The following is a 17,107-nucleotide window of genomic DNA, read 5'->3' as shown; positions in this document are numbered from 1 at the left end:
AAACTCTCTGATCACTAACGGCTTTAGACATCGAACTGGCAAACAAACTCGCCCTGCTCACAGCGTACCTGCACGCGACGATAGCGTTCATCGCGGGCGTGGGCGCTGAGCAGCATCTGGCTCATCTGCGGCAACAGGGTATTGGTAAGGATGGCGTCGACCATGCGGCCACCGGACTCCACTTCCGTGCAGCGCTGCACGATCTGGCTGATGACCGAATCGTCAATCTGCGCGCTGATGCCGTGGTTGTCGGCGAGGCGCTGAACGATACGGCCCAGCTGCAGCCGGACGATTTCCGCCAGCATCGCGTCGCTCAGCGGGTAATACGGCACCACCAGCAGGCGACCCAGCAGCGCTGGCGGGAAGACCTCCAGCAGCGGTTTGCGCAGTGCGGTGCTCAGCGCTTCCGGATCCGGCATCAGCTCCGGATCGGCACACATCGCACTGATCAGCTGCGTACCGACGTTGGAGGTCAGGATAATGATGGTGTTACGGAAGTCGATGTGGCGCCCTTCGCCATCCTCCATCCAGCCTTTATCGAACACCTGGAAGAACAGCTCGTGCACATCCGGATGCGCCTTCTCAATCTCATCCAGCAGCACCACGCTGTAGGGACGACGCCGCACCGCTTCGGTCAGCACGCCGCCTTCGCCATAGCCCACGTAGCCCGGCGGTGCGCCTTTCAGGGTGGAAACGGTGTGGGCTTCCTGAAACTCGCTCATGTTGATGGTGATGATGTTCTGCTCGCCGCCGTACAGCGACTCGGCCAGCGCCAGCGCGGTTTCGGTTTTGCCGACGCCGGAGGGACCGCACAGCATAAAGACGCCGACCGGTTTGTTCGGATTGTCGAGGCGCGCGCGTGAGGTGCGCACGCGTTTGGCGATCAGATCGAGACCGTGCCGCTGGCCAATCACGCGCTGGTTCAGCGTATCCGCGAGATTGAGCACCGCGTCGATTTCGTTTTTCACCATGCGCCCCAGCGGAATCCCGGTCCAGTCTGCGACCACGGCGGCCACCACGCTGGCATCCACGGCGGCAAACAGCAGCGGCGCTTCGCCCTGCACCTGCTGCAGCTGCTGTTGCGTCGCGTCCAGCTCATCGCGCAGCGCGGCTTCGCCCTCCGTCACGCAGCGCGCCCGCAGGGCAATCAGCTGATCGACCAGTTCACGCTCCTGCTGCCAGCGCTGCTGCAGCGCATCGCGCTCGGTTTCCAGCGTCGCGCGCTGGGCGGCAACCGCCTGCGAACGCGCCGCATCGCCCAGCCCGACTTTGCTTTCGCGCTCAATGATCTCCGCTTCAATCTCCAGCGCGGCCAGACGATGCAGGCAATCTTCCAGTGCCGCAGGCTGTGCGCCCTGGCTCACCGCCACGCGTGCGCAGGCGGTGTCCAGTAGCGCCACCGCTTTGTCCGGCAGCTGGCGCGCCGGAATATAACGATGCGACAGCTTCACCGCCGCGCTGACCGCCTCATCCAGCAGCAGTACCTGATGGTGCTTCTCCAGCGCGCTGACGGTGCTGCGCAGCATCAGAATCGCTTTGGCTTCATCCGGCTCCTGCACCTGCACGGTCTGGAAACGACGTGTCAGTGCCGGATCTTTCTCAATGTACTTTTTGTATTCGGCCCAGGTGGTGGCACCGATGGTGCGCAGCTGGCCGCGCGCCAGCGCGGGTTTCAGCAGGTTGGCGGCATCGCCGGTGCCCTGCTGGCCGCCGGCACCGACCAGCGTGTGGATTTCGTCGACGAACAGCACAATCGGCGTCGGGCTGGACTGCACTTCATTAATCAGCGCCTGCAGGCGCGCTTCAAATTCGCCTTTCATGCCGGCACCGGCCTGCAGCATGCCGATATCCAGCAGCCACAGCTGCACATCGCGCAGCGGAGCCGGTACGTCGCCAGCGGCAATACGCAGCGCCAGGCCTTCAACCACCGCGGTTTTGCCAACGCCCGCTTCGCCGGTCAGCAGCGGGTTGTTCTGCCGGCGACGCATCAGAATATCCACCATCTGGCGGATCTCTTCATCACGGCCGGTGACCGGATCGATGCGTCCTTCGCGTGCGCGTGCGGTGAGATCCTGCGCGTACTGCGCCAGCGTGCTGGTGCTGGCTGCCGGTGCGGCACTCTCCGCGCCCGGCTGCGCGACCAGCGCCTGCTGTGCTTCTTTGCTGCTGGCGAGCAGCGTGTCGAACTGCTCCAGCAGCGCATCAGCATTGATACGGCCAAACTGGCCGGAAATGCCTTTCAGCACGCTGGCGAGGTTGAAGGTTTTGAGCATGCCAATCAGCAGATGGCCGCCGCGAATGCGCGTCGCACCGTACTTCAGCGAGGCGTAGACCCAGGCGCGCTCGACGGCGCTGTCGATGTGTTCGGCGAGATCGGAAACCGCGCTCGCACCGCGCGGCAGGCGGTCGAGCGCCGCGACGATATCCCGCGTCAGCCCGTTTTCATCCAGTGAAAAATGGCTGATCACCCGCTGTAAGTCGCCATCCTGCTGCTGCATCAGCTGGTGCAGCCAGTGCACCAGCTCAACATAAGGATTGCCGCGCAGTTTACAAAAGGCGGTGGCGCTTTCCAGCGAGGTAAATAACAGCGTATCCAGTTTGCCGAATAACACGGCACGGCTGATTTCTGACATATCGGGTCTCTTTAATGAAAGAAGCAGGCTGTGTAACAGGGAAAAGCGATTGGGCTAGCTTGCGGCTGCCTCAACCTCAAACATGAAATCTTCGCGATCCTGCGGCTGTGGCGCGTGTCCCAGCCAGCTGGTGTAGCCCAGCCGGGCATTGCCTCCCAGCGTGACGCTCTGCACCTCTTCCGCCGCCAGGATCAGGCTGAGGTCCCACTGCATCTCAATGCCGAGATAGTGACGCACCCAGTCGCGCACTTCGCGCGCGCCCGGCGCATCTGGCAGAAAGTGGGCATACTGCTGCGCGCTCAGCGGACCGAGCCGCAGGCGAAAACGGTGCTGCACATCGCGCACCGCCACACCAAGGAACGCCGATTCGCCCAGCCGCGGCATCTGGCGTCCGGCTCCCAGCCGCGCCTGATCGCGCGCGTCCAGCGTCAGCCACTGCGGCACGTTCTGTGCCAGCTGCACCGGTACGCCAAAGTAGTGACGCAGAATGCGTACCAGCCCTTCGGCATCGTGACCGTGGCGGCTGAGGTGGCCGACCAGCATCAGCCGCGCATGCAGGCTAAGCGAACTGGCCTGCTGCTGCGCCGGTAAACCGATGCCGGCCAGACAGGCAAGGTAATCGACAAAGCGACTGTTATCGGCGCGATCCAGCGAGACGGCCGGCTGCGCATCGGCCCAGGCGCGATAAAACAGCAGCGTGGCGCGATGGTGAAAGATGTCGGCAAACGCCGCCAGGCTGTGATCCTGATGGTGCACGATGCGCTCGTGCACATATTCCGTCAGATGGGTCGGCAGCGGACCGTTGGGGCCAAACAGGCCAAAGCTGTATATCGCCACGTCATGGCGCGCGTCCTCTGCGCGCGGCTGCACGCTGGCCAGGGTTGCCGGGGCAAACGCCAGCGACGGTTGCTGACCAATGCGCAGCGCTTCGAACTTCGGCAGCGGCGCACGTCCCAGCGGATAGCGCTGGCCGCCCTGCGCATCCAGCCGGCGCAGCAGCTGAAACAGATCGTAGCGCCACGGTGTCGCCATCACTGCCTGCCAGAAATCGTCCGGCAGCCGCTGGGCGCGCTGCAGCGGAATGATCTGCGCCTCGCTCATAGCAGCGCCTTCCTGCCCATGCGCGGCGGCCAGTAGCCCACCTCGCCGCGCTGCTGGCTGTTGAGGGTGAATTCGGTAAAGCTATTCAGCGCCACCAGCCGGCTGCACACGCGTTCCAGCACGCTGCCGAGCAGCCACGGGCTGGCACCGGAAAACGCCTGTTCGTCGACCTCCAGCGTGATGCTGACGCCGCGCGCAAACACCACCGGGCCCGGTTCCGGCACCCGGCGATTGACCGCGCTAAGCTGGCAGTGGCGAATACCGTCAATCTGGCGCGCCACCGCCGCTTCGGCGAGATTAGCGTACAGGCTCAGCAGCTGGCGCAGCGCGGCGGCGCCCTGGCCGTCGCTGCTGTCCATCAGGCTCAGGTAGTTCATCTGCAGGTGGCTGATCAGACGCCACGCGGAGAGCCCTTCGGCCAGCGCCGGACGCGGCGGCGTCGGACCTTTACACAATTTCAGCTGACCGACCGGGATCGAATCCGGCATGACGAAATTGCCCTGCTCCTGCTGCAACAGCATCAGCGGCAGATCGCGGCTGGTGCAGAGCACGTCTGCCGACAGGTAGCGCATGTCGTCGCGCCACGGCGTGTGATGCTCATCCACCAGCGACAAAAACACTTCCGAGCCGATATAGCCAGTGCGCGTGCCGTAACGTTGCGCCTGCTCAGACAGCGTGCGCGGCTCGCGGCGCAGCGAGAAATAGGCACCGTAATCGCCGTCGTCGCCGCTGAAGGTGCTCCAGAACGGGCGGAATAACTGCTCTTCGCGCTTGCCCTCAACGGTGGCGAACAGCCGCTGCACCGAGTGCACTTCGTAGTCCAGCGGCCGGATGTTATCCACCACCAGATGATATTCGTGCTGGCTGTCGCTGACCTTCAGGCGCTCGGCCGTTTTGGGAAACAGGTTGATCACCGGCGTGCAGTGCAGTGCCAGATGGCTGCTGTCCACCACGCTTTCCAGCGCGCTGTCGGCCTTATCCAGCAGGATGATAATGTCGAATTCCTGCGCGTTATCGCAGCGGCGCAGAAACTGTGCCAGCTGGCTCAGGCTGATGAACTGGAAGCGCGCCGGAAAGGCAAAATACTCCTGCAGCAGCCGGTAGCCGTCGAAGTTACGCAGATCGTCCGGCAGCAGCGCCTGCTCTGGCGCAAAGCCTTCCTGCTGTAACGCGTCATCCGGCAGCACCTGGCGCAGCGGTTTCTGTTCAACCGATTGCAGCACGATGCCGACACGGTGCTGCATCAGCAGCTCCAGCAGTTTCTGCGCCTGAATGTCCGGGCCGCTGAGATACAGCATTAAATCGGCGACATTCAGCTGGCTGAGCGACGAAATGCCTTCGCAGGCGATACGCACGCGCAGCGCGCTGGCGGCACCGCGACCGCTGAGCTTCAGTTCGCCCAGCGGCAGATCGCCCGGCACACCGCCGAGTGAAACGTCGCTGATGCGCAGCGGATGCAGCGTGACATCATGCGCCGTGGTGTAGCTGCAGGTGACGCCGCTTTTTTTCAGGTGCTGGCTCTCCATCATGGTGCCGCGCGGCACGTGGAAGCCATTGCTAATGTCGCCTTTGCGGCTGTCCGGCGTGAGCTGTGCAATCGCCATCGACGGCGTAGGTGACAGATAAGACGGCGCAATCATCTCCAGCAGCCGCTGTGAAAAGCGCGGGAATTCGGCGTCCATTTTGAGCTGCACGCGCGACGTGAGGAAAGCAAAGCCCTCCATCAGCCGCTCAACGTAAGGATCGGCGACTTCGATGCCGCGCATCCCCAGCCGCCCGGCGACTTTCGGATAGCGTGCAGCGAACTCCGCGCCCAGCTCACGCAGATAGGCCAGTTCGCGGTTGTAGTAGTCGAGCAGTTTGCTGTCCATGATTAACCTGCATCCAGTAGTTCAAAATGACCGCTTTCCAGATCAACCTGAGTGCGGAACAGAAACTCCAGCGGATAAGGCACGCACCACAGGCGGCCTTTGATCTCAATCGATAACACGTTGTGCAGGCTGAGCGACTTCAGATCGCTGACGCAGCGTACCTGCAGCCCCTGCGGCAGAATGCGCGGCTCGAAATGCAGAATGGCATCGGTCATTTTGCGCTGCATATCCTGCCATTCGATGTCGGAGATGTTCTGTCCGGCCAGCGGCGCCACGCCAAAATTCCACACCGAGCGCTGCACTTCACCAAAGGCGCTGAGATCCTGCTGGGCTTCGTTGTTGATGGTGTTGAACAGCCACTGCAGATCGCGCAGCACGTGGCGGCGCAGCGTGCTGTGGGAAATCAGCGTGGTGTTGCTGGCTTCGCTCTGCTTGTCCGGCGCGTTGTCAGTCAGACGATCGAGTAACGAGGATTGCAGCTTGTCGCGCGCGGTTAGCGCATCGCGATTTTTACGCGCGCGGAAACCGCCATGCAGCTGGGCATAGCCGTCGTTGTGCGAGCTGTTATCACGGCTCATCGCTGCCGCCTGGCTGGAACGTCAGCTGCTGCAGCGTCAGCAGCGGATACTCGCCGCTGTCGCTCAGCCACAGCTTCTGGCCATGGCCGGTAAACTGGCTGTCATCGTGGCCCAGCGGCTGCCATTCCGTGACGCTGGCGCGCAGATAACGCTCATCCGCCCCCGGCAGCAGCGGATAGCGCACCGGGATCTGGCAAATCTGCTCGCTGCCATCCACCAGCTGCACGCGCGTATGGCGCCAGACCAAATCGGTCACGCTGGCGGGTGCCTGAAATTCCATCTCGCGGATCGCGGCGAACGGAATCCAGTAGTAGCGGCCGTTGGCAATGGCTTCGCACACCGGCCCGAAGCGGCTGTCGCCGTCCATCAGCCACGCGAAGTCTGCCGTCTGTTCCTGCTGCTGCAGCTGACCCGGATTGGCTTCGGCCTGCGCCAGCGCGGCGGCACGTTGCTCAGCCCCCTGCGCGAAGTCACCGCGGATGTCGGCGCTCAGCGCAGCCAGCAGGGTTTCACACCACGCCCACGCGCTGCCCGGCAGCTGCGGCTGCGCCGCGCCGCGCAGTACCGCTTCACGCTGCTGCTCACCGGCAATGGCCTGCTGCAGTAAGGTGACGGTCGGCTGCGCCTGGGGCGTCAGCGCCAGCCACGATTGCAGCTGGGTTTGCGCGCGCGTCCAGTTGCCCGCCAGGCACAGCAGCTGCACAAACGCCGCGCGCAGGTCGGCATTGGCCGGGCTGGCCTGAATCTGGCGGGTGATATCGGCGAGGTTATCGGCCAGTGAGGCTCTGGCCAGGCGCGATTGTAACGACTCCATGCAAGCTCCTTTTGCGTTAGTTGATGGTGCGGTAAACCGCGGCGGCGGGATCTTTCAGCTCCGGATGCAGCTGTTCTACCAGCTGGACTTTCAGCGGTGCGCTGGCGCTCAGCCACGGCGACCACACTTTGCGCACTTCCTGCAACCGTGCACGCAGCGCGCTCTCATCGGCGGCATCGCTGGCGGGCATCTGCACCACCACCTGATCCGGTGCCTGCCAGCCATTGAACTGGCTGCTGAACGGCAGCACCAGCCAGCTGTCTGGCGACTTCTCGTTGCTCAGCACCATGCGTTCGCTGTTGACGGTAGTGATGCTGAGCTCGGCGCTCTGCTGTTTGTTATTCAGGCCGGCAATCGGGAAGCCCTGCAGGAACGTCACCACCACGCTTTTCGCCGCACCGTTGCCCATCTGCGTCAGGCTGCTGCGGCCGCTCAGCCAGCCATCCTGACCGCAGCTCAGCCCCTGTTTGGACGGCACGAACAGCGCGCTGGTCTGCGCCGGATGCTGCCACCAGGTGCGGAAGTGACAGCCGTCGAGCAGGCTGAACTGCAGCCACGGCGTGGTATCGGCCTGCGGCGAGTTGAGCACCGGCGCGGCAGGTGCAGCCGTAGCGGTCTCTGGTTGCTGCACGGGCGCGGGCGGCGGCGTTACCACCGTTTGCCACTGCTGCGCTTTAGCAGCGCTGCCGCTGGCGATCGGGTTGCCGTCATCATCATTGAGCGCCCAGTTGAGCTGCTGCAGCGCTTTACACTGCGATGCCATCAGCCCGGCGACGCGCGGCAGAAAATCCTCCAGCGCCGCGACGTTTTTCGCGCCGTGGGTGACGATGCGCAGATCAACATTGCGCTTACACCAGCTCGCCAGCTGGTTATCTTTCACGTCATCAATCCAGACATCCAGTTTCTGTGCCGGGGACTGCACGATGCGATAGTTCTCAGCAAATGCGTGCGTGCTGAGCAGCAGCGCAGCCAGACCCAGTAATCCATGTTTCATGTTGGCGTTCTCAATCTCGAAGAGGGAAAAACTGCGCCGCTTCGGACAGCGAGTGCAGTAAGGTGGTGTCCTGCGGTGAGCCAATCCAGACGGCCAGCGCGCTGAAGTTATCCTGCTGACCGTTATCCGGCTGACCGTTGCGGATGATTTGCTGCATCAGCGTCAGCCACTCTTCCGGCGTGTTGACCATGTGCAGCGACTGCTGCATCTGCTCCAGCGTCACGCCGTGCCAGAAGCCATCGGTGCACAGTAAAAAGGCGTCGCCGTCTTCTATTTCCACCACATCGCTGTAGCTGGCGTCGCGCTGCTCATCGCCCATGCCGAGGGCAAAATAGAGCAGGTTACTGTTGATACCTTCGGTCTGGTGACCGGCATCTTTCATCTGCTGCACCAGGCTATGGTCGGTCGTCACGTGATAGAGGTAGCCGCGGCGAAACAGATACAGCCGGCTGTCGCCCGCGTGCGCCCAGTAGGCCAGCTCGTAGTCGCGGTCGACAAACAGGCTGACCAGCGTAGTGCCCATGCGGCTGTGCTCGCTGCTGGCTTTCTGCTGCTGGCGAATCGCGTGATTCGCGTGGTTGACGTAGTTGCGAATCGACTGCGCATCCAGGTGCGCGTTACCGTCGAACGCCTCCATCAGGCTGCTGCGCGCGATGCGGGCGGCCACGTCGCCGCCGGGAAATCCTGCTACGCCGTCGCACACCACGAAGCAGGCTGAGCGTTCACCGATTACCTCACCGGTTTGATCCTGATTGCTGGCGCGGTCGCCCTGATTCGACGTGGAAGCAATGGTGATATTCATGCGTCATCCGTGTGGGTTTGTGAATCTTTGTACTGATTAACTTCCAGGTCGTAGGCATGCAGGAAAGCTTCGCCGAACAGGGTATGGAAATCGTCCTCAATCTCGCCCGCCGTCTCGCCGTAGCGCTCAACAAAATGCTCCCACAGCGCGGCTTTGCGGCTGCCCGGCAGGCCGAGGCGCGACAGCGATCCCGCCTGGCGTGCTTCCTCTTCCAGCTGATCCGGATTAAAGGATTGCAGCATCGAAGCGATAATGGCGCGGATCCCGGCGATCATGCCGAGCTGATGCGCCTGCAGATCGATCAGCGCATCACGCACCGCCTGACGCGGCGGCATGAAGCCCGGCATGCGGCTGCCAAACATCTGCATCAGCACGGTTTTGCCGGACGGCAGCAGTTTGAACGGGTTGTTGGCGTCATCGAGGATCACCGTCATATCCGCTTTAACGCCACGCTTAAGAATCGAGCGTGACGACAGCAGCGCAACGGTGCCCTGCGAGAACATGCTCAGCATCTGGCCAAACTGCAGCATCTGCTCGCGGTCGAACTGCGGCGTGGGTTGCAGATCGCGCAATCCCATGCCTTCCAGCAGTGCATCCAGCAGTTCGCCTTTCAGCGCGTCGCCGCTGTTGTGGCTGGCAGTTGCCTGGCTGGCGGGTGCCGCGTTCTGATGGCTGGAAGCCACCGGATCGATACGCAGCCGCCCTTTCGGCGTCGGCGACGGTACACGTTGCACCGCCTGCGGCGTGGGCAGCGTAATGCCGCCGTAATCCATCTGCGGCGCGACCGTCTCCGGCTGCTCCGCCTGCGGTTCGATCAGCGGTGACGTGGCCTGGGTTTCGGTATCATCAAACAGTGGCGAACTGCTGAGATCCGCCAGCTCGACCGGTGCCGTCTCCGGCGAGGGTTCACTGGGCGTTTCCGGCTGGGCGACGGGCTGCGGTTGAACCGTCTGTGCCGGCGCGATCTCCGGCTGCGCCAGCGGAACCGCATTGCCCATCATCAGGGCGAGTGGATCGTCGTGGTTGCGCACGTCGCTGCTGCTCTGGCTGCCAAACAGGCTGAGCGGATCGAGCTCGGTGGCACTCTCAACCTGCGGCTGCGCGGCGGCATTCTGCTGCGCCGATAGCGTGCTGGGGGTGCGATCGTCGAAGATACTTTCCTGCGCGAACAGCGCATCGCCTTCATCGAACAGGCTGGTGTTTTTCGGCTGCTGGCCAATATCCAGCGGCGCATCGTTCACCAGCTGAGCCAGCGGATCCTCCGGATTGCGATCGAGGCTGGCCGGCGCGGTGAGCGGATTGGCCTCCGGCAGCACCTCGGCCGCTGCTTTGCGCTTCGACAGATCGTCAGAGATCGAGAACTCTTTGGCGAGGCTGTCCCAGATCTCGCTGGGGATCGCGGCGGTGCTGGCATCCTTTTCCGCCGGTGGCGCATCAGCCATTACCGCCGCCTGCACCACCGGCTGCGGTGCCTGCGTGGCGGCCTGCGGCTGCTGCGCGCCGTTGAGATCGTTGACCAGCAGCTGGTAATCATCGATGCCCAGCACGTCGCCATCCTGTAATTCCACCTGACGCCCGCGCTCCAGCGGGATGTCATTGAGCAGTACGCGCGTCACGTTGCCCCGGTTGGTGAGGCGGCATTCGCCAGCGGCGGTGATGTGCACAATCGCCTGCAGGCGAGAAATGGTGCGATCGTCATCCGGCAGCACCAGATTGTTGTCCACTCCGCGGCCAATGGTGCCGCCGGGCGGCATAAAGTCACAGCGGGTTTGCGGCGGCTGGTGGCCGGGTTTAGTCGTTATTATCGTAAAGCGCATAACGGGTTCCTGCGGTTAGCGGTTCGGCATCTATATTGCGCGGCTCTCCGGGAAAGACGCGGAATATAGGAAGCGGGTAATACGATGCTGCGGGTGATATAAGATGATTGATGCTGTGCTTTATAGCGCGATGCGCTGTGTCATATTTGTCATTTAGAATTTTCGTTGGCTTAGAAATCATTGCAATTTTGTAGCGTTACTATGGATTGCGCGATGAATCGCGCCGCTACAATATGTGCGCGGTGCTTTGTCAGTACACCGGTTCAAGACGATTAGCCGGGATGTAGCGACAACTGATTTATTCATTATTAATAATGAAAGCAGAAATAGATAATTCTGAAAACTTCATTCAGTATCCTGAAGAAATCAGTTTATATACTTATGAATTTAAATAGTCGCAGCACCCACAGATAACACCAGCAAACCTGTTATTGATAGTAATTTATCTACAGTGGCTTCTATAATCATTGTCTTCGCAACTTCAGAAACTATGCTCATCAAAGATGATGCAAGTGATTAACTATAATAGTGCCTCCAGATTATAAACCCCACGCCTCCCCCAATCATAAAAAAGGCAGTAACCAGGTTTAAAGTATGCAGACGCAGCAACCAGTTTATTTTTTCTTTAGGCAGGGACTGAATGAAATCATAGGTTTCCTTGTTTACCCTTTCATTTCTTTTATGATAGAGCATGACACCTTTATAAAGATAAGCAAAATAAGCTATTTTAAGCGGATGAAAGGATGCGCTAAAGTAAGAGGAAATGTTCGTCGTGATGTCTAGCTGAAGATTTCTCTGTCGAAATTCAGACAAAATAACTTCGAATTTTTTGATATTTTTTCTAAAAATCACATAACCAGCAATTTGGAGAGCGATCGATAACAGGAAAGAAAATACAGATAGAGAAATTAAAACATCTGAAAGACTCATAAAGCATAATTCATTATTTATTCCGTTGCTCACTATACAAACGTCAGAAGTTTTTTTCGGTATTATATTATAAAAAATCGCGGAAAAAAATTTTAGCTTATTAAATAAAGCCAATAATAAAACCGATACCCACGCCTGAAAACAAAAGAAAAAAACTGATAAGATTTAAATTATGAAGCCTCAGCATCCATGATATATTTTCTTTAGGCTGAGACTGGATGAAATTGTATGTATTCTTACTTACAGGCTTTCCTTTCGCTAAATTCATCGCTTTCCCATTATAAAGATCAATAAAATAGACTATCTTATTGGCATTAAATAGAGGCCCCAAAAAAGAATAGATATTCGTTACTATATCCAGGTCGAGATCACGGCGTCTAAACTCACTGATCAACTCAACGTATTTACGTTCATTCTTTTTAAAGATGTAGTATGAAAAAACCTGCATAATTAACGCAAAGAAAATCAATAGGAAAGCTAAATAAAGAAAAAAATCAGCTCCATTCATAGGATTTTCTCCATAACCTTTTTTACTATTTTTTCAGTGCCTTTAGACGCAATTAACCCGCCAGCAACGGAGCTTACCACATTACACGTTAAAAAACCTACCGGCCCTGTAGCAACACCAAACGCCAGACAAGCACCTCGCATAGCGATACTTGCACCCATAGCACCGTATAATCCGGCAAATGTGCTACCAACAAAAGCAGAGTATTCGGTAACTGCAACTTGCAAACACTCGTTTTTACGGTTAACTGTACATGCATCATACACGGTGTTTGTGGTATTCAAAGCGCTGAAACCTACCGCTATCCAACCGCCTGTCTTGATAATCCTTGCGGCTTTTGCAGCACCGTCTACATATGTTGAGTAACCACGAATAGCACCAACCCCCGCAGTTTGCCAATCATGTACAATCGAAGAACTCGAAAGGTTGAGGGCACTTTTAAGCTTATCGTAGGGTCTTAAATTAATAATCAATCTTGAAAATCTATTTAATAAACTATCAAGCTCTGAAAACAATCGACTTCTTTCCGCATAAAACTGCTCACTGATAAGCGAACCCGAAGTTATATATTGATTTTGATAAGCGACTTCTATAGCGGTTAACTTTTTGCTAATTTCATTGAAATACTTTTCGCCTGCATCACTAATTAAACCAGACGCTGTATCCATGAAATTTGTAATTGCTGCGATGGATTTATAATGTTGATGAAAAAAACTCGCCTCATCAACGGATAGATGCGCCAGACTATTGTTGGTTGTCGCTTTTGCCGTTGCCAGGGCACTCATTGCCGCAGGATGATTGTTTCCTTCCGGATCAGCAACGATCAGGATTTGTCCCGGTTTAGCCCATGCGACATCAGCATTTAACTGCAAAAAGTAATTTGCCGCCGGCATGTTGCGCGTACCGTACAGCCACATCGCTTGCTCGGTGAGGCTTCCAGGGCGTTGCACTACACAAAATCCCGGTTCGATGGAAGTTTTACCTGTCATCACAATCTCCTTTTGCAGTTAAATATTTATTTAGTTAAAAGATAATCTTATTAACATCTCTTCTGTAAGTTGTATCCCGCTCAATTATATTTTCAGATAAGTATTCTGAAATATTTATAGCGGCCCCACAGGGCCGCTTAATAAAGCAATTACGCTTCTTTATTTTCTTTGATGTTCCAGCCAGCGCTGCTTTCAGCGCCTTTACCACCTGAAGAGCTCTGCTCCCAGTATTGCTGCTTCACTTTGGCAGCCTGGAACGCGTAAGTCACGCTCAGGGTATCGCCATTAGCAGCACCGGTATAATCAACTTTTGACACCAGCACATCTTCCAGTGTGATACGTGCGTATTCAATCTGTGTGCCGCCTGCTTTGCATACGGACAGCTCTACTTTGCTGATATGCTTACCGCTGGCGCAATTTTTCAGGATTGCAGTGGTGGATTTGTCAATCAGTGCATTTACGCTCAGGTCAGCAAAATTTACTTTACCTGCACCACCGCCGCCGCCAACAGACATATTACCCGGCTGGTTAGCACCCCAGTTGAAAGAGGTAATATCAGTCCAGCCGGTGTGGTTGGAGTCTTTAGACTCGCCGGTCACACCATCAACTTTTAAAAACATATCAATAGCCATAATTATCTTCTCTTGCTTGATTTACGTTCTGCTTTGATAAAGCATCGTTATGGCAAACAGGAAAGCATGGGGCTGAATAAAACAGTCCATATTTTACCTCTGCCTCGTTTTCTGAATATCGCTACATGGTTTATTCAGAGAGTGTTTTTATTGTCCCACTGGATGGAGCAATAAAAAATAGTGAATCCTTTAGTTCCTCGATATTAATATCGAAACGTGGAGCCGGCTCGCAAATAAGCGTTTTGCGTCTGCACGTTAACTGCAAAGCTTTGTGAGCATTAAGACCGCCATACATGACGGCCTGATGCAGTTAATCAATTCTCATTCGATTTGAGTGAAGGCAGTTTCGATACCAGACGCAGTGACACCGTCAGGCCTTCCAGCTGGTAGTGCGGACGCAGGAAGAATTTCGCGGCGTAGTAGCCCGGGTTATCTTCCTGCTCTTCCACGCTCACCTCGGCGGCAGCCAGCGGCTTACGCGATTTGGTTTCCTGTGACGAGTTCGCCGGGTCACCGTCGACATAGCTCATCACCCAATCGTTCAGCCAGCGCTCCATTTCATCACGCTCGCGGAATGAACCGATCTTGTCGCGCACGATGCACTTGAGGTAGTGCGCGAAGCGGCAGCAGGCAAACAGATACGGCAGGCGTGCAGCCAGACGTGCGTTGGCGGTCGCATCGGCATCATGGTATTCCGCAGGCTTTTGCAGCGACTGCGCACCAATAAAGGCAGCAAAGTCGGAGTTTTTGCGGTGCACCAATGGCATGAAGCCGTTTTTCGCCAGCTCGGCTTCACGACGATCGCTGATGGCAATCTCCGTCGGGCACTTCATGTCTACGCCGCCGTCATCACTCGGGAAGGTGTGGCACGGCAGGTTTTCAACCGCACCGCCAGACTCGACGCCGCGAATCGCAGTGCACCAGCCGTACTCTTTGAACGAACGGTTGATGTTGGCTGCCATGGCGTAGGCGGCGTTGCTCCAGGTGTAGCCGTTGTGATTTGAGCCATCGGTCTGCTCTTCAAAATCAAAGCTATCCACCGGATTGGTGCGAATGCCATACGGCAGGCGCGCCAGGAAGCGCGGCATGACCAGGCCGAGATAACGGGCATCTTCCGATTCACGCAGGCTGCGCCAGGCGGCATATTCGGTGTTCTGGAAGATTTTGGTCAGATCGCGCGGGTTTGCCAGCTCCTGCCATGACTCCATCTGCATGACGGTCGGCGCGGTACCGGTGATGAACGGGCAGTGTGCCGCCGCGCTGATACGCGCCATTTCGCCCAGCAGCTCCACGTCCTGCGGGCTGTGATCGAAATAGTAATCGCCCACCAGGCAGCCAAACGGTTCGCCACCGAACTGACCGTACTCCTGCTCATAAATCTTCTTAAACAGCGGACTCTGATCCCAGCCAGCGCCTTTAAAACGCTTCAGGCTGCGTCCCAGCTCCTGCTTGGATATGCTCATGAAACGGATTTTCAGCATCTCGTCGGTTTCGGTGTTGTTCACCAGGTAGCTCAGACCGCGCCACGCGCTCTCCAGCTGTTGAAACTCTTCATGATGAATAATCTGGTTGATCTGCTGTGACAGCTTGTCGTCAATCTCAGCGATCAGCGCCTGAATGGTGCGATAGGTATCGTTCGAGATGGTGACGGTGTTTTCCAGCGCCTGCTGCGCCAGCGTCTTCACGGCACTTTCGACGGCTGCACGCGCCTGATCGCTGGTTGGACGAAATTCTTTGTTCAGCAGGGCGCTGAGTTCATTCTCGCTGTAGTGCGAGGCGCCCTGTTGCTGCTGATGCGAAGACTGGGTCATGATTACTCCTCCTTACCTTCAGCGCTTTCATCCTGCTTCGGCAGATGGGTCAGCGCTTTCAACAGCGTTGGATCCTGCAGAATCTTACCGATCAGCTCTTCCGCACCGTTTTTGCCGTCCATATAGGTCAGCAGATTCGAAAGCTGGGTACGCGCTTCCAGCAGGTTGCTCAGCGGTTCGACTTTGCGGGCAATCGCATCCGGTGAGAAATCGTCCATGCTCTCAAAGGTCAGTTCGACGTTAAGCTTGCCTTCGCCGTTGAGCGTGTTATCCACCTGGAACGCCGCGCGCGGCTTCAGCGCTTTCATGCGCTCATCGAAGTTATCGATATCAATTTCCAGGAATTTACGCTCATCAAGGCTCGCCTGCGGCTCGAGTGGTTTACCGACCAGGTCCGCCATGACGCCCATCACAAACGGCAGCTGGATTTTGCGTTCCGCGCCATAAATTTCCACGTCATATTCAATCTGAACGCGAGGCGCGCGATTGCGGGCAATGAACTTCTGCCCACTGGATTTCGTTGGTGCCATGGTTTTCTCCATTAAGGGTGCGCGGGTAAAGTTTCGCAGGAGGCGCGCAGGTCTCGCTGCGTTGAGTTGTTACGCTCGCTTAGTCGCGGCGTCCAAAGATATTTTCCAGCTGATGCACGCCGTCTGGCGCCAGATCGCGGATGATGTCCATAAAATCGAGCTCAATCAGCCGCTGTACGCGGTCGATCATCAGCGGTGCCGGATGGCTGGGTTCGTGCTGAGCAAAGTAGTGCTTCACCTTCTCCAGCATCAGCTGCGCATCGGCGCGCGAACTGAGCTGCACGCTGCGCCAGTCAGCCGTGCGAACCGCTGTGGCGGGCGCGGCGACGCTCGGTTCCGGTGGCTGTTCTGTTACCGCGGCCGGCTGCAGCGTGCTGAGGTCAGTGGCCTGACAGCGTTCGGCGATCATGGCGATCTGCCTGCGCAGCTGCGACAGCTCCGGCACCGCCGCTTCACCCAGCTGTTCGGTCAGGGTTTCGGTAATGGTTTGCAAACGCTCACTTATCTGTAGCACCGCTTCAATACCGGGCTGCTCGCCGCGCGCCAGCTCATCGGTCAGGCGCGGCAGACCGCCAGGATAGTCCGCGACTTCGGTCTTGCTGCCGTCGCACAGCGCTGCGGCATCGCGCAGCGTGATGCCATCCGAGGCGTAGCGCAGCAGCCAGCTCTGGCGTACTGCGCTGCTCAGCGCCGATTTATCGCCCAGCAGCGCCACCGCGTTGATGCGGTAAAACGGATCCTGTTCGCCGTACTCTTCCAGTCGCGGCCACAGCGGCTCCCAGTACAGCAGCAGCGCCTGCTCAATCAGCTTCAGCCCCTGCGCATAGCCCGGCAGCCCTTTCAACTCGGTCCAGGCGTGAGTAAGCGCTAACATCACTCGCAGGTCTTTGCTGCGGCTGAGCAAGTCAATCGCCAGCTTTTCGACTTTATTCCAGTCGGCTGATTCAGCCGGGATAATGGTTTCGCCAAACTGCTGTTCAGCTTTACCGGTACTGGCCTGCTCCATCGCCTGGTAATCCGCGTGATACTCCAGGTTGTCGCCGCAGGGGTTATCACTGCTGACCGGCGCCAGCAGCGCGTCAATATTTATCGTCATA

The 17,107-nt window shown here is 57.7% G+C and carries 15 protein-coding genes; all 15 read right to left on the bottom strand.

Annotation, left to right across the window (positions count from 1 at the left end; genetic code table 11):
• Window positions 1-23: 23 nt before the first annotated feature.
• Window positions 24-2,633: a type VI secretion system ATPase TssH gene (gene tssH / locus AC6I8F_RS03650; protein ID WP_498028539.1), complete on the bottom strand. Its 2,610-nt coding sequence runs from the start codon at window positions 2,631-2,633 to the stop codon at window positions 24-26.
• Between the two features lie 54 nt (window positions 2,634-2,687).
• The gene (gene tssG / locus AC6I8F_RS03645; RefSeq protein ID WP_498028538.1) at window positions 2,688-3,734 is read right to left on the bottom strand and encodes a type VI secretion system baseplate subunit TssG; all 1,047 of its coding nucleotides are present in this window, start codon (window positions 3,732-3,734) and stop codon (window positions 2,688-2,690) included.
• Window positions 3,731-5,605, bottom strand: a complete 1,875-nt coding sequence (gene tssF / locus AC6I8F_RS03640) for a type VI secretion system baseplate subunit TssF (RefSeq protein ID WP_498028537.1) — start codon at window positions 5,603-5,605, stop codon at window positions 3,731-3,733. The genes tssG and tssF overlap by 4 nt, the downstream gene beginning before the upstream one ends.
• Window positions 5,606-5,607: 2 nt before the next feature.
• Entirely contained in the window at window positions 5,608-6,183 is a 576-nt protein-coding gene (tssE, locus tag AC6I8F_RS03635; protein ID WP_021506795.1) for a type VI secretion system baseplate subunit TssE, read from the bottom strand.
• Window positions 6,173-6,997, bottom strand: coding sequence for a type VI secretion system accessory protein TagJ (locus AC6I8F_RS03630; protein ID WP_021506794.1), 825 nt, complete (start codon window positions 6,995-6,997; stop codon window positions 6,173-6,175). Before AC6I8F_RS03630 ends, tssE begins: the two co-directional genes overlap by 11 nt.
• Before the next feature lie 16 nt (window positions 6,998-7,013).
• Window positions 7,014-7,991, bottom strand: a complete 978-nt coding sequence (locus AC6I8F_RS03625) for a hypothetical protein (RefSeq protein WP_021506793.1) — start codon at window positions 7,989-7,991, stop codon at window positions 7,014-7,016.
• Between the two features lie 10 nt (window positions 7,992-8,001).
• Window positions 8,002-8,793, bottom strand: a complete 792-nt coding sequence (locus AC6I8F_RS03620) for a PP2C family protein-serine/threonine phosphatase (RefSeq protein WP_021506792.1) — start codon at window positions 8,791-8,793, stop codon at window positions 8,002-8,004.
• Window positions 8,790-10,610 carry a type VI secretion system-associated FHA domain protein TagH gene (gene tagH, locus AC6I8F_RS03615; RefSeq protein WP_498028536.1) on the bottom strand — a complete coding sequence of 607 codons (1,821 nt, stop codon included), beginning with the start codon at window positions 10,608-10,610 and terminating at the stop codon, window positions 8,790-8,792. The genes AC6I8F_RS03620 and tagH overlap by 4 nt, the downstream gene beginning before the upstream one ends.
• Before the next feature lie 516 nt (window positions 10,611-11,126).
• Window positions 11,127-11,540, bottom strand: coding sequence for a hypothetical protein (locus AC6I8F_RS03610; RefSeq protein ID WP_498028535.1), 414 nt, complete (start codon window positions 11,538-11,540; stop codon window positions 11,127-11,129).
• A gap of 100 nt (window positions 11,541-11,640) precedes the next feature.
• Window positions 11,641-12,048: a hypothetical protein gene (locus AC6I8F_RS03605; protein WP_481657358.1), complete on the bottom strand. Its 408-nt coding sequence runs from the start codon at window positions 12,046-12,048 to the stop codon at window positions 11,641-11,643.
• A complete protein-coding gene (locus AC6I8F_RS03600; protein ID WP_481657357.1) occupies window positions 12,045-13,037 on the bottom strand; it encodes a hypothetical protein in 993 nt (330 codons plus the stop codon). Before AC6I8F_RS03600 ends, AC6I8F_RS03605 begins: the two co-directional genes overlap by 4 nt.
• 149 nt (window positions 13,038-13,186) lie before the next feature.
• On the bottom strand, window positions 13,187-13,669 hold the full coding sequence (locus tag AC6I8F_RS03595; protein ID WP_021313206.1) for an Hcp family type VI secretion system effector: 483 nt from the start codon (window positions 13,667-13,669) through the stop codon (window positions 13,187-13,189).
• A 314-nt stretch (window positions 13,670-13,983) separates the two neighbouring features.
• Complete coding sequence (gene tssC, locus AC6I8F_RS03590; RefSeq protein WP_021506787.1) at window positions 13,984-15,480, bottom strand: type VI secretion system contractile sheath large subunit; 1,497 nt, start codon at window positions 15,478-15,480, stop codon at window positions 13,984-13,986.
• A gap of 2 nt (window positions 15,481-15,482) precedes the next feature.
• Complete coding sequence (gene tssB / locus AC6I8F_RS03585; protein WP_021506786.1) at window positions 15,483-16,010, bottom strand: type VI secretion system contractile sheath small subunit; 528 nt, start codon at window positions 16,008-16,010, stop codon at window positions 15,483-15,485.
• 79 nt (window positions 16,011-16,089) lie between these two features.
• On the bottom strand, window positions 16,090-17,106 hold the full coding sequence (gene tssA / locus AC6I8F_RS03580; RefSeq protein ID WP_421039796.1) for a type VI secretion system protein TssA: 1,017 nt from the start codon (window positions 17,104-17,106) through the stop codon (window positions 16,090-16,092).
• Between the last annotated feature and the right edge of the window lies 1 nt (window position 17,107).

The organism is gamma proteobacterium symbiont of Axiagastus rosmarus (assembly GCF_059730925.1).
Note: the sequence above shows the minus strand (reverse complement) of the source record. Positions and strands in the feature narration are given on the sequence as shown.

Coding starts and splice junctions, on each gene's coding strand:
- tssH (WP_498028539.1), bottom strand. CDS start 2,633: ATGTCAGAAATCAGCCGTGCCGTGTTATTCGGCAAACTGGATACGCTG.
- tssG (WP_498028538.1), bottom strand. CDS start 3,734: ATGAGCGAGGCGCAGATCATTCCGCTGCAGCGCGCCCAGCGGCTGCCG.
- tssF (WP_498028537.1), bottom strand. CDS start 5,605: ATGGACAGCAAACTGCTCGACTACTACAACCGCGAACTGGCCTATCTG.
- tssE (WP_021506795.1), bottom strand. CDS start 6,183: ATGAGCCGTGATAACAGCTCGCACAACGACGGCTATGCCCAGCTGCAT.
- AC6I8F_RS03630 (WP_021506794.1), bottom strand. CDS start 6,997: ATGGAGTCGTTACAATCGCGCCTGGCCAGAGCCTCACTGGCCGATAAC.
- AC6I8F_RS03625 (WP_021506793.1), bottom strand. CDS start 7,991: ATGAAACATGGATTACTGGGTCTGGCTGCGCTGCTGCTCAGCACGCAC.
- AC6I8F_RS03620 (WP_021506792.1), bottom strand. CDS start 8,793: ATGAATATCACCATTGCTTCCACGTCGAATCAGGGCGACCGCGCCAGC.
- tagH (WP_498028536.1), bottom strand. CDS start 10,610: ATGCGCTTTACGATAATAACGACTAAACCCGGCCACCAGCCGCCGCAA.
- AC6I8F_RS03610 (WP_498028535.1), bottom strand. CDS start 11,540: ATGAGTCTTTCAGATGTTTTAATTTCTCTATCTGTATTTTCTTTCCTG.
- AC6I8F_RS03605 (WP_481657358.1), bottom strand. CDS start 12,048: ATGAATGGAGCTGATTTTTTTCTTTATTTAGCTTTCCTATTGATTTTC.
- AC6I8F_RS03600 (WP_481657357.1), bottom strand. CDS start 13,037: ATGACAGGTAAAACTTCCATCGAACCGGGATTTTGTGTAGTGCAACGC.
- AC6I8F_RS03595 (WP_021313206.1), bottom strand. CDS start 13,669: ATGGCTATTGATATGTTTTTAAAAGTTGATGGTGTGACCGGCGAGTCT.
- tssC (WP_021506787.1), bottom strand. CDS start 15,480: ATGACCCAGTCTTCGCATCAGCAGCAACAGGGCGCCTCGCACTACAGC.
- tssB (WP_021506786.1), bottom strand. CDS start 16,010: ATGGCACCAACGAAATCCAGTGGGCAGAAGTTCATTGCCCGCAATCGC.
- tssA (WP_421039796.1), bottom strand. CDS start 17,106: ATGACGATAAATATTGACGCGCTGCTGGCGCCGGTCAGCAGTGATAAC.